This window comes from Arthrobacter sp. CMU6, from assembly GCF_059090205.1.
In genome coordinates this window covers 23,930-40,852 of the sequence record NZ_JBNHFL010000008.1, presented here as the reverse complement: position 1 = coordinate 40,852, position 16,923 = coordinate 23,930, and the positions used below count along the sequence as shown (strand labels likewise).

17 protein-coding genes are annotated in these 16,923 nt (G+C 66.5%); 10 read left to right on the top strand and 7 right to left on the bottom strand.

Features of this window, described 5'->3' with window-relative positions; translation table 11 throughout:
* Positions 1-24: 24 nt before the first annotated feature.
* Entirely contained in the window at positions 25-1,323 is a 1,299-nt protein-coding gene (locus AC5RWD_RS07295; RefSeq protein WP_494019380.1) for an MFS transporter, read from the top strand.
* Between the two features lie 109 nt (positions 1,324-1,432).
* Here the strand turns inward: AC5RWD_RS07295 and AC5RWD_RS07290 are convergent, their stop codons facing one another.
* Positions 1,433-1,819, bottom strand: coding sequence for a DUF1844 domain-containing protein (locus tag AC5RWD_RS07290; RefSeq protein WP_494019379.1), 387 nt, complete (start codon positions 1,817-1,819; stop codon positions 1,433-1,435).
* 383 nt (positions 1,820-2,202) lie between these two features.
* Here AC5RWD_RS07290 and infC point away from each other — a divergent pair, with 383 nt between their 5' ends.
* The 4 genes from infC (at position 2,203) to AC5RWD_RS07270 (ending at position 5,146) form a co-directional block, all read left to right on the top strand.
* Complete coding sequence (gene infC, locus AC5RWD_RS07285; RefSeq protein WP_494019378.1) at positions 2,203-3,312, top strand: translation initiation factor IF-3; 1,110 nt, start codon at positions 2,203-2,205, stop codon at positions 3,310-3,312.
* 116 nt (positions 3,313-3,428) lie between these two features.
* Complete coding sequence (rpmI, locus tag AC5RWD_RS07280; protein WP_009358635.1) at positions 3,429-3,623, top strand: 50S ribosomal protein L35; 195 nt, start codon at positions 3,429-3,431, stop codon at positions 3,621-3,623.
* A gap of 117 nt (positions 3,624-3,740) precedes the next feature.
* Positions 3,741-4,196 carry a 50S ribosomal protein L20 gene (gene rplT / locus AC5RWD_RS07275; protein WP_494019377.1) on the top strand — a complete coding sequence of 152 codons (456 nt, stop codon included), beginning with the start codon at positions 3,741-3,743 and terminating at the stop codon, positions 4,194-4,196.
* A 53-nt stretch (positions 4,197-4,249) separates the two neighbouring features.
* Positions 4,250-5,146 carry a TrmH family RNA methyltransferase gene (locus AC5RWD_RS07270; RefSeq protein ID WP_494019376.1) on the top strand — a complete coding sequence of 299 codons (897 nt, stop codon included), beginning with the start codon at positions 4,250-4,252 and terminating at the stop codon, positions 5,144-5,146.
* A 169-nt stretch (positions 5,147-5,315) separates the two neighbouring features.
* Here AC5RWD_RS07270 and AC5RWD_RS07265 read toward each other — a convergent pair whose 3' ends face one another.
* The gene (locus AC5RWD_RS07265) at positions 5,316-5,591 is read right to left on the bottom strand and encodes a GlsB/YeaQ/YmgE family stress response membrane protein (RefSeq protein ID WP_003798714.1); all 276 of its coding nucleotides are present in this window, start codon (positions 5,589-5,591) and stop codon (positions 5,316-5,318) included.
* Positions 5,592-5,823: 232 nt separating this feature from the next.
* Between AC5RWD_RS07265 and AC5RWD_RS07260 the strand changes: the two genes are divergently transcribed.
* Entirely contained in the window at positions 5,824-6,777 is a 954-nt protein-coding gene (locus tag AC5RWD_RS07260) for a cation diffusion facilitator family transporter (RefSeq protein ID WP_494019375.1), read from the top strand.
* A gap of 41 nt (positions 6,778-6,818) precedes the next feature.
* Here the strand turns inward: AC5RWD_RS07260 and AC5RWD_RS07255 are convergent, their stop codons facing one another.
* A complete protein-coding gene (locus tag AC5RWD_RS07255) occupies positions 6,819-8,024 on the bottom strand; it encodes an MFS transporter (RefSeq protein ID WP_494019374.1) in 1,206 nt (401 codons plus the stop codon).
* Positions 8,025-8,179: 155 nt separating this feature from the next.
* Here AC5RWD_RS07255 and AC5RWD_RS07250 point away from each other — a divergent pair, with 155 nt between their 5' ends.
* The gene (locus AC5RWD_RS07250) at positions 8,180-8,638 is read left to right on the top strand and encodes a (deoxy)nucleoside triphosphate pyrophosphohydrolase (protein ID WP_494019373.1); all 459 of its coding nucleotides are present in this window, start codon (positions 8,180-8,182) and stop codon (positions 8,636-8,638) included.
* A gap of 14 nt (positions 8,639-8,652) precedes the next feature.
* Positions 8,653-8,958 carry a MetQ/NlpA family ABC transporter substrate-binding protein gene (locus tag AC5RWD_RS07245; RefSeq protein WP_494019372.1) on the top strand — a complete coding sequence of 102 codons (306 nt, stop codon included), beginning with the start codon at positions 8,653-8,655 and terminating at the stop codon, positions 8,956-8,958.
* 172 nt (positions 8,959-9,130) lie between these two features.
* On the opposite strand, the gene AC5RWD_RS07240 is transcribed toward AC5RWD_RS07245, so the two are convergent.
* From AC5RWD_RS07240 to AC5RWD_RS07230, 3 genes are all read right to left on the bottom strand, one after another.
* A complete protein-coding gene (locus tag AC5RWD_RS07240) occupies positions 9,131-10,285 on the bottom strand; it encodes an Rv2578c family radical SAM protein (RefSeq protein ID WP_494019371.1) in 1,155 nt (384 codons plus the stop codon).
* Between the two features lie 93 nt (positions 10,286-10,378).
* Complete coding sequence (locus tag AC5RWD_RS07235) at positions 10,379-11,056, bottom strand: SIMPL domain-containing protein (protein ID WP_494019370.1); 678 nt, start codon at positions 11,054-11,056, stop codon at positions 10,379-10,381.
* Positions 11,049-11,429, bottom strand: a complete 381-nt coding sequence (locus tag AC5RWD_RS07230; RefSeq protein ID WP_494019369.1) for a hypothetical protein — start codon at positions 11,427-11,429, stop codon at positions 11,049-11,051. Before AC5RWD_RS07230 ends, AC5RWD_RS07235 begins: the two co-directional genes overlap by 8 nt.
* Before the next feature lie 415 nt (positions 11,430-11,844).
* On the opposite strand from AC5RWD_RS07230, the gene pheS reads away from it, so the two are divergent.
* Together pheS and pheT are read left to right on the top strand one after the other, a co-directional pair.
* Positions 11,845-12,906 carry a phenylalanine--tRNA ligase subunit alpha gene (gene pheS, locus AC5RWD_RS07225; protein ID WP_190605497.1) on the top strand — a complete coding sequence of 354 codons (1,062 nt, stop codon included), beginning with the start codon at positions 11,845-11,847 and terminating at the stop codon, positions 12,904-12,906.
* 2 nt (positions 12,907-12,908) lie between these two features.
* Positions 12,909-15,452 (top strand): phenylalanine--tRNA ligase subunit beta, encoded by a 2,544-nt coding sequence (pheT, locus tag AC5RWD_RS07220; protein ID WP_494019368.1) that lies wholly within the window; start codon positions 12,909-12,911, stop codon positions 15,450-15,452.
* A gap of 92 nt (positions 15,453-15,544) precedes the next feature.
* On the opposite strand, the gene AC5RWD_RS07215 is transcribed toward pheT, so the two are convergent.
* A complete protein-coding gene (locus AC5RWD_RS07215; RefSeq protein ID WP_494019367.1) occupies positions 15,545-16,894 on the bottom strand; it encodes a M1 family metallopeptidase in 1,350 nt (449 codons plus the stop codon).
* Positions 16,895-16,923: the final 29 nt, after the last annotated feature.

The following is a 16,923-nucleotide window of genomic DNA, read 5'->3' as shown; positions in this document are numbered from 1 at the left end:
CGGCGGCGGAACTGAGGAACCCCTGTGAATTTCAGCCTGTACCGGGAGCTGCTGGCCGTTCGGCCCATCCGCCGGCTCCTGGCGGTTGGCATGATTGCCCGCATTCCCCATTCCGCGGCGGGTGTCCTGCTGACCCTGCACATCGTCCTGACCCTCGGCGAGGGTTATGCGGCCGCGGGAACGGCAGCGGCGGTGATGACCATCGGGATCGCGCTCGGCGCACCCTGGCGCGGCCGCCGCGTGGATACGGCGGGCCTGCGGATGGCCCTGATACCTTCCGTGATTTCCGAAACCGTCATCTGGTCCGTCGTGCCGCACGTCTCCTATCAGTGGCTGCTTCCCCTTGTGTTTGTCGGCGGCCTGCTCACGCTTCCCATTTTCAGCGTGGTGCGGCAGTCCCTGGGGGTCCTGGCCGACGGGGACCAGCGCAGGACAGCGTTCGCGCTGGACGCGGTCAGCACCGAATTGGTTTTCATGATCGGCCCGGCCGCGGGTGCTGTTGTAGCCACGAGTGGCCATTCCGTCCTGGGGCTGACCGCCGTCGGTGTCTCGACCTCGCTGGCCGGACTCTTCCTGATGTGGTTCAACCCGCCCACCCGCAGTGCTGTCCGCAGCGAATCCTGTGAGGCTGACGAGCAGGAAGCCGCAGAGGTAGCCGTCGTGGCCGCCGCCCCCGCGCATCTGCAGGAAGCTGCTGCCGAGCTCGGTCCCGCGGCTGCGGGCAGCAGGCGGCGGGCAGTCCTTCGGCGCCGGGTGGCCCGCAGCTTCGGCTGGTTCACGGCGGCGGTAGCCGCGGTGTTCGCCGTTGCCGCCGGCGCCGGCATGGTGCTCAGCGGCACCGATGTGGGGATCGTGGCTGCCCTGGAGACCGGCGGCCGCCAGGGCGAGATCGGCGTGGTGTTCCTGTTCTGGTGCGCCGCATCGGTGGTTGGCGGCCTTGTCTACGGGGCCATGCACCGGCCGGTTTCACCGATCCTCCTGCTGCTGGGCATGGCTGCACTGACCATTCCCATGGGCTTTGCCACCGACACGCTGACCCTCAGCCTGCTGTCGCTGCTGCCGGGGCTCCTGTGTGCGCCGGTCCTTTCGGCAGCCTCCGAGAAGGTGGCCGAACTGGTCGACGAGGCCAGGCGGGGTGAGGCCATGGGCTGGTACGGGTCCGCCCTGACCGCGGGTGTGGCACTGGGGGCTCCGCTGGCCGGACTTTTCATCGACACCGTTGGTGCTGCCGGAGGTTTCGTGTCCGTCGGCGTGGCGGGGGTGCTGCTCTGCATCGTGGGGCTGGTCCTGCAGCGGCGGCGCCGCCGCGCTGCCGCGTCCTGAAGAGCTTGGGTTTCGTTGGGGTGGGCTTTCGCGTGAAGTTCCCCCTGGGCGAAAAAATGGCGGCGGGCCGGCCCCGAAGAGCCGGCCCGCCGCCGTCTTAATTCAATCCTTAGTTCACTGCACCGGTGAATTTCTCACCGGGACCCTTGCCCGGGGGATCCGGGATGATGGACTCCTCGCGGAAGGCGAGCTGCAGGGACCGCAGGCCGTCGCGCAACGGGCCGGCATGCTGCGAACCGATCTCCGGGGCGGCTGCGGTCACCAGGCCGGCGAGGGCGGTGATGAGCTTGCGGGCCTCATCCAGGTCCTTCAGCTCCGCGGCGTTCTCCTCAGCGGCCAGGCCGAGCTTCACGGCGGAGGCGCTCATGAGGTGCACGGCGGCCGTGGTGATGACCTCGATCGCGGGAACTTCGGAGATGTCGCGGATTTGCTGCGTGACGTCGTTCCCGGCGCCGGGCGCCTGGTAGACGTGTGAATTGCTGTCTGGAGTGCTCATACTGGTAAGCTTGTCACAGACCGACTGGATGTCGTTATTTTGCCGTGTATGAGACCCACTGCCGCGAACGTGCGGTAAGCGGGTATCTTTCTGTAGAATTGATACTCAGTTTGCAAGCGGAGTTCTCTCCCACCCGCGTCAGCCGTTTTCCCTGGAAGGTTCAGGGCAGCAAGGTTGCCGGGTAACGGTCGGACGGTTCACCGGGCACGAGTCCGGTGAAGTGCGTGCAGTCCCTGCGGGGATGTGCACATCCGATCTTCGAGGCCTTCGATTGCTCCGGCAATTGGGGGCCTTCTCTATTTTGCCGGTGGAACACACATTACAAACACAGGAGCTTTAACATTAGCGAGCCAAGAATCAATGAGCGTATCCGCGTCCCAGAGGTGCGGCTGGTCGGCCCTGCCGGCGAACAGGTAGGGATCGTCCGTATCGAGGATGCCCTGCGTCTGGCTGCCGAGTCCGACCTGGATCTCGTTGAAGTTGCACCGCAGGCCAAGCCTCCGGTGTGCAAGCTGATGGACTTCGGCAAGTACAAGTACGAAGCCGCAGTTAAGGCACGTGAGGCCCGGAAGAACCAGACCAACACGGTTCTGAAGGAAATCCGGTTCCGCCTGAAGATCGACACCCACGACTACGAGACCAAGCGCGGCCACGCCCTGCGGTTCCTCGGAGCCGGTGACAAGGTCAAGGCCATGATCCAGTTCCGCGGCCGTGAGCAGCAGCGTCCCGAAATGGGCCTGCGCCTCCTTCAGCGTTTCGCTGAGGATGTGGCTGAAGTGGGTGTCGTGGAGTCAAGCCCCCGCATCGACGGCCGCAACATGGTCATGGTCATCGGTCCGCTGAAGAACAAGGCCGAGGCGAAAGCTGAAGCCCGCCGTGCAACGCAGCGCGCTGAAGCCAAGGCCCAGAACGAGGCCAAGGCGGCCGGCCGCGTCGACACCTCAGGTGACGATCAGGCACCGCTGACGCAGTCGCTGGGTGACCTCCTCCCGGAGGGCTTCACGGTTTCTGCTGACACCGCCGCCGACGAGGCACCGGCAACGCAGGAAGCTCCGGCGCAGGCCGCTGAGGTCGAAGCCGCTCCGGCTGCCGAGGCCCAGACCGCCCAGGTCGAGGCCGCTCCGGCTGCCGAGGCCCAGACCGCCCAGGTCGAGGCCGCTCCGGCTGCCGAAGCCCCCGCAGCTGCGGCTCCCGCCGAGGCTCCGGCTGCGGCACCGGCTGAAGCTCCCGCCGAGCCGAAGGCTGCTGCTCCGAAGGCTGCTGCGCCTGCCGCTGCTGCCCCGAAGGCTGCTGCGCCTGCCGCTGCGCCGAAGGCCGCCGCCAAGGCGCCTGCACCCAAGGCGGCCCAAGCCGAAACGCCTGCCCCGGCAGCGCCGAAGCCTGCGGCTGTTCCTGCCCCCAAGCCGGTGGCCAGGCCTGCTGCGCCGAAGCCGGTGGCACGTCCTGCGGCACCCCGGCCCACGCCGAAGCCGGCGGGCAAGAAGACCAACTAGTTCGAAACTGCGGAAGGCATTCCCTTCAGGCAGCCAGCAACCAGCACGCCGTCCCAGGGGCGGCTGCGCGAAAGACTGCAGACATGGTCTGCGGAAACGTTAGGAGATCGGTTCCCATGCCGAAGATGAAAACCCACAGTGGTGCTAAGAAGCGCTTCAAGCTGACCGGCAGTGGCAAGCTGCGCCGCCAGCAGGCCAACCGCCGCCACTACCTTGAGCACAAGTCCAGCCGCCTGACCCGCCGCCTTGCCGGCGACAAGATCGTCTTCAAGGGCGACGCCAAGGTCATCCGGAAGATGCTGGGCATCTAGTTCCAAGCTCTTTGGCTGCCGCGATTGAGCAGCAGCCGCCAACCAATAAAGCCTTCTCAGGCCTGCCGGATCACCGGTGAAAGATGCTTGGGACAAGAATTTTGAAGGAGTACGCACGTGGCACGTGTGAAGCGGGCGGTTAACGCCCACAAGAAGCGCCGGGTTGTCCTCGAACGCGCCAAAGGTTACCGCGGTCAGCGCTCTCGCCTGTACCGCAAGGCAAAAGAACAGCTGCTGCACTCGTTTGTGTACAGCTACGGCGACCGTAAGAAGAAGAAGGGCGACTTCCGCCGCCTGTGGATTCAGCGCATCAACGCTGCATCCCGCGCCAACGGCCTGACCTACAACCGCCTGATCCAGGGCCTGAAGGCCGCTGAGGTCGAGGTTGACCGCCGCATGCTGGCCGAGCTGGCCGTTTCCGACGCCAACGCTTTCGCTGCGCTGGTCCAGGTTGCCAAGGACTCGCTGCCTGCAGACACCTCCGCTCCGGCCGCCAAGGCTGAGGCTGCCCCGAAGGCCAAGGCTGCCCGCGCACGCGCGGCGAAGAAGCCGGCTGCTGCAGCTGCTGAGTAAGCAGGCAACTTCCAGTTCAAGGACCGGTGGCAACAGCCACTAAGGTTTCTTATATGAACGAAACCGGGCGCCCGCAAGACTTTCCACTCTCCAATCCCCGAGCAGATCGGGTCAGGGACGTGGCAAAGCTTGCAGGGCGCCCGGCCCGTTTAAAGCGCCGCCAGTTCCTGGCCGAAGGCCCGCAGGCGGTACGTGAGGCCCTGGTGCTGCACGGAAAGCGGATCGCTGCGGGCCAGCCGGGCATCGTCCGCGAGGTGTATGCCAGCGAGGCCTGCCTGGACCGTTACCCCGAGTTTGAGGACCTGGCCGTGGGAACCAGTGCCCGGCTCGCCACGGATGACGTCCTGTCCGCCATGGCGGACACTGTCACCCCGCAGGGGATTGTTGCGGTGTGTGATTTCGTTGACGTCGCCCTGGCGGACGTGCTCGACGCCGGTCCGCGGCTGATTGCCGTGCTCTGCCAGGTCCGCGATCCCGGCAATGCCGGGACGGTGCTCCGGGCCGCAGACGCCGCCGGTGCCGACGCCGTGGTTTTGACGGGTTCCAGCGTGGACATCTACAACCCCAAGGCGGTCCGCTCGACCGCCGGCTCCCTCTTTCACTTGCCTGTGGTCCTGGGTGCCGACGTCAATGAGCTGGTGGCGCTCTGCAAGGAGCGGGGGATCGGGGTGCTTGCCGCGGACGGTTACGGGCAGCTGAGCCTTGACCGCCTGCAGGACGAGAACGCCGCGCGCCGGCTTGGGGCGTCGACCGCCAGCTCGGACTATGCACTGGAGAACCCCACGGCCTGGCTTTTCGGCAACGAGGCCCAGGGGCTCTCGGAAGACGAGCTTGCCCTTGCCGACCACCGGGTGGCGGTGCCCGTGTATGGCGCCGCAGAGAGCCTCAACCTTGGCACTGCCGCGACGGTCTGCCTCTATGCGAGCGCGAGGTCCCAGCAGCCCGCATAGGGGGTCGGCAGCAGCAATGCGCCGGGTGCAACAGCGCCTGCAGACATACGGCGCCGGCCTGCAACAGCGAAGGAGCGGGGGCCCACCGTCCGGTGGACTCCCGCTCCTGTCTGTTTTGTCGGTTGTGGGCCTGGGCCTTCTGGGGACCAGAGCCTTTGGTCCGGGCCTGTTATGGTGCCCGGGTGCTGTGGCTGCGGCCGGTGATTGCGCCGTAGATACCTGCGACTACGAGGCCGCCGATGATGGCGAGGATCCAGGTGCCAAGGTCGAAGAACGCAAGGTCACCCTTGCCGAAGAGAAGGCTGCCGATCCAGCCGCCAACGATGGCGCCAACGACGCCCAGAACCAAGCTGGTGACCCAGCCGCCACCGACCCGGCCGGGCATGACGGCTTTAACAATTGCGCCTACGATCAGGCCGAGAATAATCCAAGCAAGAAAACCCATTGTCTGCTCCTTCATATTCGTCGGGATCGATTCTTATCAGTCCCGATATGGCTTCAAGCTAACACAGCGTGCGTTTCTTTGTCAGCAGGCTTAGTTTCGGCTTTTTCGTGGTTCCCGAAGGCGGTGCGCGGCGTCTGTTCCGGGCCAGGCGGGTACGGTATTTACTAGACGGCGGTTACGTTCCGCCCTGTCCCATCCCTAGAAATACCCACTGTGAAGAGGTGAGCCTCCCTTGGCTGCAAATGGCGGTACCAAGGCGATTGTTGCGGCGTTAGCTGCAAACCTGACCATCGCCGTCCTGAAGTTCGTCGCGTTCATCCTGACCTTGTCGTCCTCCATGCTGGCCGAAGCCATCCACTCGCTGGCCGACTCCGGAAACCAGATCCTCCTGCTGGTTGGTGGAAAACGCGCCCAGAAGGCCGCTAGTGAGGAGCACCCCTTTGGCTACGGCCGTGAACGCTACATCTACGCGTTCATCGTCTCCATCGTGCTGTTCAGTGTCGGCGGCCTGTTTGCCCTGTATGAGGCGTGGGAGAAGATCCAGCATCCGCACGCCATTGAGGGTGACTTCTGGTGGGTTCCGCTCGCCGTTCTCGTCGGCGCGATCGTAGCCGAGTCTTTCTCGTTCCGGACTGCCATCATCGAATCCAACCACGTCCGCGGTTCGCAGACGTGGGTCAAGTTCGTGCGGAACGCCAAGCAGCCCGAGTTGCCGGTCATCCTGCTCGAAGACCTCGGCGCCCTGCTCGGCCTTGTGTTTGCACTGTTCGGCGTAGGCCTGACGCTCATCACGGGAGACGGCATCTGGGACGCCCTCGGCACGGCCATGATCGGCCTGCTGCTCGTGACGATTGCCGTGGTCCTGGCCCTGGAGACAAAATCACTGCTGCTCGGTGAATCCGCGACGCGGGACGACGTTGCCAAGATCAGGACGGCAATCGAGTCCGACGGCACAGGCATCATTCACCTCAAGACACTCCACCTGGGACCGGAGGAGCTTCTCGTGGCCGCCAAGATCAGTATGGCTGCGGGTGATTCCGGACTGGATATTGCCAAGGCCATTGACGACGCCGAAACCCGGATCCGCTCGGCAGTTCCCATTGCGCGGGTCATCTACCTGGAACCCGACATCCGCCGCGCGCAGGTGGCCAGCGGGCCCGCCCTCGCGGGCGACCCCGGCGCCTAGCCGCCGGGTTGCAAGCAGAGCCGCTGGCTCCGTAACTCCTGTTACGGGGCCAGCGGCTTTTTGCGTTCCAGCAGGCCGCTGAGCAGGGCCACCATCAGGCCGAGAATGGCCAGCACGGCGCCCACCAGGGCGGGTGCTACGTAGCCCCAGCCCCAGGCGATCACAACGCCGCCGAGGAACGCGCCCAGGGCGTTGGCGACGTTCAGTGCGGCGTGGTTGAGCGAGGACGCCAGCGACGGCGCATCAGGAGACGCGTCCAGCAGCCGGGTCTGCAGGGCAGGAACGAGCATGGACCCGGCGCCGCCCACCACGAACACCATGACAAAGGCCGACCAGGGCCAGTGTACGGCCACGGCGTACACCACCAGTGCGACGGCGATGCCCGGCAGTACGCGGTAGATGGTCCCCATCACGGACTTGTCCGCGATCCGGCCACCGAGGATATTGCCGGCCACCATTCCCAGGCCGTACAGCGCCACCACGAACGGCAGCAGGGCGGCGGGGATCCCTGCCACGGAGGTCATGGTGTGGGAAATGTAGGTGTATGTGGCGAAGAAGCCGCCAAAGCCGACGATGCCAATGAGGATTGCCAGCCAGACCTGCGCCCTTTTGAGCGCGCCCAGCTCCCTGCGGATGCTGGCGTCCGCGTGCGCCTGCTGGAACGGCACGAATCTCCAGATAAGCGCCAGGGTCACCAGTCCCAGCACGCCCACCAGGACAAAGAGCAGCCGCCAGCCAAAGGCCTGGCCCAGCCAGGTGGCGAAGGGAACACCCACCACATTGGCAACGGTGAGCCCTGCCATCACCATGGAGATGGCCCAGCCCCGCTTAGTCGGTGCCACCAGCGAAGCGGCAATCACGGCTGCCACACCAAAGAACGCGCCGTGCGGCAATCCGGCGGCGAAGCGGGAGACCAGCATGCTCGCGTAATCGGGGGCGACGAACGAGGACAGGTTGGCAACGCTGAAGAACAGCATGAGGCCCAGCGCAAGGAACTTGCGCGGCAGTTTCGCCCCAACGGCGGCAAGTACCGGCGCGCCTACAACGACGCCCAGGGCATATGCCGAGATGAGATGGCCGGCCTCGGGGGTACTGATCCGGAGTCCGACTTCGACCTCCTTGAGCAGCCCCATCATGGCGAATTCGGTGACACCGATGCCGAAGCCGCCCGTGGCCAGGGCAAGGATTGCGGGACCGACGCGCGTGGCGGCCTTGGGCGTGCGGGGAGCCTGGACAGTGGAAGTCATGTGCCTGCTTTTCGAACGGAGTTACGGAGTAGGCCTCGTTGCCACTGATATGTCTGATTTTAACAAGCTTCGCGACGGCATTGATATTCCCGTCCGCGAAGGGGAGGCTCAGAGGCACGTGACCCCCTGAACCAGGGCCCTCATAGACTGGACCGGTGACTGAACTGATCAACGTCGTCGGTGGCGCCGTGCTCGACTCGCTGTCCGCTCCCGCCAGGCTTCTCGTGGCGCGCCGGACCGCGCCTCCGCAGTTTGCCGGCATGTGGGAATTTCCGGGCGGCAAGGTGGAACCGGGGGAGGCGCCCGAAAGCGCACTGCACCGGGAGCTCCGCGAGGAACTGGGCATCGGCGTCGTCCTTGGGGCGGAACTGGAGGCGCCGGGTCCATCCGGCTGGCCCCTGAACGAGAAAGCCGCGATGCGCGTCTGGTTTGCGGAAGTGGCCGACGGCGACCCCCGGCCCCTTGAGGATCACGATGAACTCCGCTGGGTCGGCATCCGTGAAGGTGATGAAGCTCTCAGCCTGCCTTGGATTCCGGCCGACCTCCCGATTGTCCGGGCGCTGCTCGCCCGCGTCGCCGCGGCGAGCCGTGCGGACTCCCTCCCCGGAAATTAAGACCACGAAAGGACGTGACGGCGAACCCCAAGAACCTGAAGTTCACGGAGATCGAGAACGCCAGCCTCCCGCAGGCACTGAATGACAAGGACGCCGCCATTGTCACTCTGGCGTTCGCCCTGCCGGCAGGCCTGAGCACCGACAAGCAGATCCTGGTCCAGGGCAAGGACAGCGCCTACTACAACGTGCTGGCCGTGAATGCTGACAAGAAGGACGATGCCCGTGTGCAGAAGCTCTACACGATCCTGACGTCGCAGGAGATGAAGGACTTCATCCAGGCGGAGTTCAAGGGCCTGGTGATTCCGGCCGGCTGGAACTGACCGGCGGTTTACTGCGGAAAGCGCCGGAGTGAAACCCGCACAGCAGTGGAAACCCGCGGAGGGCAGGACGTTCACCGTCCTGCCCTCCGCTTTTGGTTGGCTGCGCTTCGCTTGGCTGTGCCTTTGTGCCTTTGGGGGCCGCTGCTTTTGGTCGCGGCAGTCCAGCAGACGCTCAGAACAGCGTGGGCTGGGACGTCCGGCCTGAGCTGCGCTGGCTGTTCTGCCCTGTCCCGGATTGTCCCGTCGCGTGTTTCCCTGCCCTGTGTTGCGCTGAGGAATCCTGCGGAATGCTTCCCTCGGGGTAGGCAGCTTCCTCGCCGCGGGGATCGTCGGCCTGGTGATCGTCGACGTCGCGGTGGCTGAACCCGTGCGAGCCGGAAAAGCCGTGCCGGGCTTTGAAGAAGCGGACCCTGCCGGCCAGCCAGGTGCGGTATTCCTTGGAGGCATACGAGCCCGTGCCGTACAGCCGGCGGTAGCGGCCCACGAGTTCCGGATGCCGGGCCGCGATCCACTGCATGAACCATTCCCTGGTGCCGGGCTTCAAATACAGTGCTCCGGCCGTGACGCCGGTTGCACCCGCGGCCGCGAGGGATGCGAACAGGGAGTCCAGTGCGTCGTCGCTGTCCGAGAGCCACGGCAGGATGGGCATTGCCATCACTCCGCAGGGCAGCCCGGCTTCGCGAAGCCTGGAAACGAGCTTGAGCCGCGCCCGCGGTCCGGGAGTTCCGGGTTCGATGGCCTCGGAGAGATGCTCGTCCGTCATGGCGAGCGAGATCCCGATGCCCACCGGCACCTGTGCCGCGGCATGTTTCAGGAGGGGAATGTCGCGCGCCAGCAAAGTCCCCTTGGTCAGGATGGACAGCGGAGTCCCCGAATCGGCCAGCGCACCGATGATGCCGGGCATCAGCCGGTACCGGCCCTCCGCCCGCTGGTAGGGGTCCGTGTTGGTGCCCAGTGCCACCTGCTGACGGTTCCAGGAGGGTTTGGCCAGCTCCTTGCGGAGCACCTCGGCAGCGTTGATCTTCACCACCACCTGGCTGTCGAAATCCAGCCCGGCATCGAAGTCCAGATAAGTATGGCTCTTGCGGGCGAAGCAGTAGACGCAGGCGTGGCTGCAGCCCCGGTAGGGGTTCACAGTCCACTCGAACGGCATCCGGGAACCGGCCGGCACCTTGTTGAGCACCGATTTGGCGGTGACCTCATGAAAGGTGATGCCGGCGAATTCGGGCGTGGACACAGACCGCACCAGGCCGGCCAGAGGCAGCAGCGGTGCAGCCCCGGGCATCTCTTCCTGTGCCGGTTTAAGTGCTTGTGCGTCCCATCTCATAGCCTCCATTCGAAGGTATGTTCGAACTTAAGTCAAGGATCGCCGTCGGCGTTTCCCGGCCATCCGGCGTCGCGCTCGCGCTGGCAGCATCCACTAGGCCGCAGGCCCTTTCAAGCTCCCACTCAACAGCTCCCATTCAACCGTGACACTGGTGCTGACACTGGACTCGCCGGATTCCACCACCAGGGTATCGGCGGCGAAGGCCCGCTGCATTCCGCCCACCGGAACGGGGACCGACGGCACGGGGTGCTGGCGCACGCAGACCACCTCACCCAGCTCAGCCCCGGCAAGTCCGGCAAGCTGCCCGGCTGCCGCCCGCGCGTCAGCCCAGGCGGCCTCACGGGCCAGTGCCATTACGGCTGCAGCATCGGCAAAGCCGAGCTGGACGCCGTCCAGACGCACGTCGTTGCCACCTGCCTCCACGGCGGCCGCGATGACCCCCGAGCCGGCAGCGGGATCCCGGAGCCGAACGCTGAGCATGCTGGATGCCACGTAGCCCGTGACCTGCTGGCCACGGCCTTCCTGCCAGACGACGTCGGCCCGGACGTTAAGCGCGGACGTCCTGATATCCCGGTCCTGCGTTCCCCGGCTGCGCAGCGCGCCGGTGACGGCGGCGGACGCCTCTCCGGCAGCGGCATAGGCATCCCCGGCGCTGTCGCGCCGGCATTCCACCCCGATGGAGAGCGTCAGCAAATCCGGTGCGGCCACGGCGGTTCCGAATCCCGTGACGGTGACAGTCCGGGCTGCCGCACGGCTCGCCGGTTCAGTCATGCCTGCGCCTCCGGTCCACGTAGCCGCCAGCCTCGAGCCCGGCATGCCGCTCGAACGGATTTCCCGACGCCGGGTCCCCGTACCGCACTGCCGACCACGCAGCGGCCGCTAAATAGAACAGCAGGAAAGGCAGCCCCAGGCACCACGCGTACTGGGTGCTGTGCCGCTCCTCGTGGTCCAGGAGCGCGCGGCTTGCCAAGGCGGCGTCGGCACCCGAGCGGAAGATGACCACGTTGCCTACAGTGAAGGCGCCGGCCACCGGCAGCCGCCAGCGGTAACCGGTGGCGACAATCAGGCCGCGGGGGCCCCGGAACGGCCTGGTGCCGGCCAGCCCGGCAAGCACCAGCCCCAGTGGCGTGGAGGCATTCAGCACGTTTGCGAGTTGCCGGAGGCGCTGCCTGTGCGTCAGGCGGCTTTCCGTTAGTGGGTCCCCCGTTCGGGGGCCTCTCATTCGCCGGCCTTGCGTCATGAGGCCATGCTAGCCGCGGGCGGTCGCGCAGCACAGGTAACGGTGCTAGCCGCGGGCGACAGCCAGACCGGGCAGATGACGGTCCGATGACCCCGGCCCGCCGGCCCGCTGTCAATTAGCCCGGCGCCGTCAATTAGACTGGGAACAGTGCCTGCCGGCCACCCGCCGGCGAGCCTGCCCTTGTCTTTGGATGGCGTCTTTGGATGACGTCCTTGGATGACTTCACGCAATGACGTGCCAGCGACGGACGCGCTGCCTGGGAAACCTGCGCGGCTGTACCGGCGGCTGGCACCACCCGACTCGTAGCTAAGAACAGTAGATGACTGAAACTTTGCCGGGCGCCGCCGTCCCGAACCCTCTGGACGAAACCGCCATTAATGCCGCTGTGGACCAGGCCGTCGCCGCCATTGCCGGTGCGTCCACCCTCGATGAACTCAAGGCAGTCCGCCTGGCCCACACCGGTGAGAAGTCGCCGCTCAGCCTGGCCAACCGCGGGATCGGAAGCCTGCCCAAGGATCAGAAGGCCGCTGCCGGCAAGCTGATGGGCTCATCGCGCGGGCGTGTGAACAAGGCGCTCGCGGACCGCACCGCCGAACTTGAAGCTGAGAACGACGCCCGCATCCTTGTTGAGGAGACCGTTGATGTAACGGCAGCCCCCCGCCGCCGCCGGGCCGGAGCCCGCCACCCGCTGTCCACGCTGCAGGACCGCGTCGCGGACATCTTCGTGGGCATGGGCTGGGAAATCGCCGAAGGCCCCGAAGTGGAATCCGAATGGTTCAACTTCGACGCACTGAACTTCAAGCCGGACCACCCGGCCCGTGAAATGCAGGACACGTTCTTCGTGGAGCCGCCCGAGGCCCACCTGCTGATGCGCACACACACCTCGCCGGTGCAGGTCCGGTCCATGCTGGAGCGGGAGCTGCCCATCTACGTGCTGTGCCCGGGCAAGGTGTTCCGCACCGATGAGCTCGATGCCACCCACACCCCGGTTTTCCACCAGTTCGAGGGCTTGGCCATCGACAAGAAGCTCAGCATGGCTGATCTCCGCGGAACCCTGGAGCACTTCGCCCGCCAGATGTTCGGCGACGAAGCCCAGATCCGGTTGCGTCCCAACTACTTCCCGTTCACTGAGCCGTCCGCCGAGCTGGACATCTTCCACCCCGGTGCCAAGGGCGGGCCACGCTGGATCGAATGGGGCGGCTGCGGCATGGTCAACCCCAATGTCCTGCGGGCCGCCGGCATCGATCCGGACGTCTATTCAGGCTTTGCCTTCGGCATGGGCATCGAGCGGACGCTGATGTTCCGCAACGAGGTCGGCGACATGCGCGACATGATCGAGGGCGATGTACGTTTCAGCGAGCACTTCGGGATGGAGATCTAACAGTGCGTATCCCACTTTCCTGGCTGCGTGAATTCGCGCAGGTACCGGCCGGTGCCACGGCCGAAGACGTCATGGCGGACCTCGTCAAGGTCGGCTTTGAAGAGGAAGCGGTCCACCGCCCCACGGACGCGCTGCGCGGACCCGTCGTGGTGGGCCAGGTCCTGAGCCTGGTCAAGGAACCGCAGTCCAACGGCAAGACCATCAACTGGTGCCAGGTCCGCGTTGTCCCCGAGGGGCAGGAGCAGACCCTCACGGGCAAGGGCATTGATCCGTCCGGCGTGCAGGGCATCGTCTGCGGCGCCCACAACTTCGTTGAGGGCGACAAAGTGGTGGTCACCCTGCCCGGCGCCGTCCTGCCCGGCGACTTCCACATCTCGGCACGGAAGACCTACGGCCACATGTCTGCGGGCATGATCGCCTCCGTCCGCGAACTGGGCATCGGCGAGGACCACGACGGCATCCTGGTGCTTTCCCGGATTGGGCTGGACCCCGAGATCGGGACGGACGCCATGGAGCTGCTGGGCCTCTACGACCAGGCCGCCGAAATCAACGTGACCCCGGACCGCGGCTACGCCTTCTCGATCCGTGGCGTGGCACGCGAATACGCCCACGCCACCGGCACGGAATTTACCGATCCCGCGTCCAAGGTCAACGCGCCGGCCGTCCTCTCCGGCGGCTACGGCGTCAAGGTCAACGACGACGCGCCGATCTACGGTAAGCCCGGCTGCGACCGTTTCGTGGCCCGCACCGTCCGCGGCGTGGACGCCACCAGGCCCACGCCACCGTGGATGTCGTCCAGGCTCAGGTTGGCCGGGATCCGCTCCATCTCGCTGCCGGTGGACATCTCAAACTACGTGATGCTCGAACTCGGCCAGCCGCTGCACTTCTATGACCAGGACAAGCTGTCCGGAGACATCGTGGTGCGACGGGCCGTGGCGGGGGAGAAGCTGACCACCCTCGACGGCAAGGAGCGCTCGCTCGACGCCGAGGACCTGCTGATCACCGACGCCTCCGGCCCCATCGGCGTCGCCGGCGTCATGGGCGGCGCGTCCACTGAGGTCTCCGACGCCACCACGGCTGTTCTGATTGAAGCGGCCCACTTCGAGGAAGTTTCCATTGCCCGCTCGCGCCGGCGCCACAAGCTCCCGTCCGAAGCCTCCAAGCGCTTCGAACGCGGCGTGGACTGGCAGGTTGCCAACATCGCGGCCCAGCGCGCCGTGGATCTGCTCGTGGAACTCGCCGGAGGGACCGCCGATGAGGCGGGCACCGACGTCGGCACCTCGCCGGATCCAGTGACGATCGCGCTGCCGGCGGAATTCCCCGCCGCCCGGATCGGTATCGACTTCACCGAAGAGCAGATCGTCACGTCCCTGGAGGACCTCGGTGCCGTTTTGGAAAAGACCGGTGCCGGCTGGACCGTCACTGCGCCAAGCTGGCGCCACGACCTGGAAACCAAAGAGGACCTCTCCGAGGAGGTAGCCCGCCTGGTGGGCTACGACCAGATCCCCGCGACCCTGCCGGTGGCACCTCCCGGCCGCGGCCTGACCCGCGTGCAGCAGCAGCGCCGCCGCCTGGTCCAGGCCCTGGCGGATGCCGGCCTGACCGAGGTCCTGGCCTACCCCTTCGTGTCGAAGGCCGCCAACGACACGTTCGGCGTGGCCGAGGCGGGTGCATCCCGGACCGCGGTCAAGCTTGCCAACCCGATCAGCGAAGAGCACGGATACCTGCGCACTTCGGTGCTCCCGGGCCTGCTGGAGGTCGCCAAACGCAACCACTCCCGCGGCTTCCGCGACCTCGCCGTCTTCGAAGCCGGCATGGTTTTCCTGCCCGGTGACACCCTCGGCACGCCCACTATTCCTCCGCTGGGCGTCAAGCCTAGCGATGAGGTGCTGGATGCGCTGTACGACGGCGTTCCGGACCAGCCGCTGCACGTCGCCGCTGTCCTGACCGGCCATGACTCGCCGGCGGCCGCCGGCCACAGCCCGCGGTTGTGGGACTGGGCAGACGCCCTGGACATCGCCCGCCTGGCCGGTGACGTCCTTGGGGTGGAGCTTGTGGTCACCCAGGGCCGGCACCAGGCCTTCCACCCGGGCCGCGCCGCGCAGCTTTCCCTGCGCTCCGGCGAGGTCGTGGGGTACGCCGGCGAGCTGCACCCCAAGCTCCTGGCTGCGCACGACGTGCCGGCACGGTCCGTCGCGCTCGAACTCAACGCTGACGCCCTCTTCGAGGCGGCGGCCGACGTCGTGGTGGCCCGGCACATCTCGACCTTCCCGGTGGCCACGCAGGACGTGGCACTCGTGGTGCCGCAGGACGTCCCCGCCGACGACGTGCTGGCAGCGCTGCGAGAAGGCGCCGGTGAGCTGCTCGAGGACGTTGCGCTGTTCGACGTCTACGCGGGGAAGGGGATCGAGGACGGCAAGAAGTCCCTCGCCTTCGGCCTGCGGTTCCGCGCCAACGACCGCACACTGACGGCGGACGAGGCGTCGGAGGCGCGGGAGCGCGCCGTCGCCACCGCAGCTGAACGGTTTGGTGCCGTCCAGCGCTAACTGACCAAAAAGCGCCAGCTGACCATGAAGAAAGACCACGCCAATTGGCGTGGTCTTTCTTCATGCCGCAACAACCCGATGCCGGAAACAAGTCACGGCAGCGGCGGCAGGGCTTCCTCATAGAGCCAGGGGTGCAGCAGCGATTCCGTGTCCAGTCCCGTGACGCGGTCGGCCGTGAGGATAAACTCGGGCGTCGACACGGAACTGTGGGCATGGGTGCGGGTCCATTCCTGCAGCAGCGCGAAGAAGGCGAGGTCGCCGCAACGGCGGCGCAGGGCGTGCAGGGCAAGCGCTCCGCGTTTGTAGACCCGGTCGTCGAACATGAGCTCGGGTCCGGGATCACCCACCAGAAGGTCCTGGGCGCCGGTATCGAGCCGCCGCCAGGCGGCCAGGGCGCGCGCGTGGGTGGGCATCAGGCCGGCTTCCTCGGACCAGATCCACTCGGCGTAGCAGGCGAATCCCTCGTGCAGCCAGATGTCGCTCCACGTGCCAAGCGTCAGTGAGTTCCCGAACCACTGGTGGGCCAGTTCGTGCGCGATCAGGCGCTGTGACTCCCACCCGGTATCGAGGTGGTTACGGCCCAGGATGGACAGCGACTGGGCCTCGAGCGGAATTTCCAGCGCATCGTCGGTGACCACCACCGTGTACTCCGGGAAAGGATATGGCCCGAAGCGGCTCACGAAGGTGCTCATCATGGCTTCCTGCCGGGCCAGTGCTGCCTCCGCCCGGGCCACCAGCTGGGCTGGGGCCGCGACGAACTGGGGCACGCCGGCCGAGTCCGGCAGGCTCACCAGCCCGTACCGGCCGATCTGGATGGTAGCCAGATACGTCGCCATCGGTTCGCGCTGCTCGTAGACCCACGTCTGGCGGCTTGACCGCACGGCCTGCCCCACGAGGAGCCCGTTGCAAACAGCGCGGTAGCCGGCGTCAGTGGTGACGGCGATGCGATAGCTTGCCTTGTTCCGCGGGTGGTCGTTGCAGGGGAACCAGGACGGCGCTCCGTTGGGCTGGCCGGCCACCAGAACGCCGTCGGTGAGCTCCTCCCAGCCCACTTCGCCCCACAGCCCCCGCCGCGGCTGTGGATTGCCGTCATAGCGGATTTCGAGGCTGAATTCGGAGCCGGCCTCGAGGGGCCGTTCGCAGTGAACCACGAGCTGTTCCGCCCGCTGCGTGAACTTCCGCACCCGGACCCCGTTCAGCTGCACCTTCAGGGCGCGGAGGCCGGTCATATCGAGTACGACGGCGGACGTGCGGCGCGCGGCCACAGCGGACAGAACGGCACGGCCGGCTAGCCGGTTGCTAGCGAGCCTGTAGTCCAGCTCCAGTTCATAGTGCAGGACGCGGTAGGCGTCCGTTCCATGGCCCGGGACGTAGGGGTCGCCGGTGGCCTTTGCGCCGGCGGAGAGGACGGCGGCCGGGCCGGGCGATTCTCCGGAGCTCATTCTGCGTGTGACTTCCTTAGCTGTGGTGG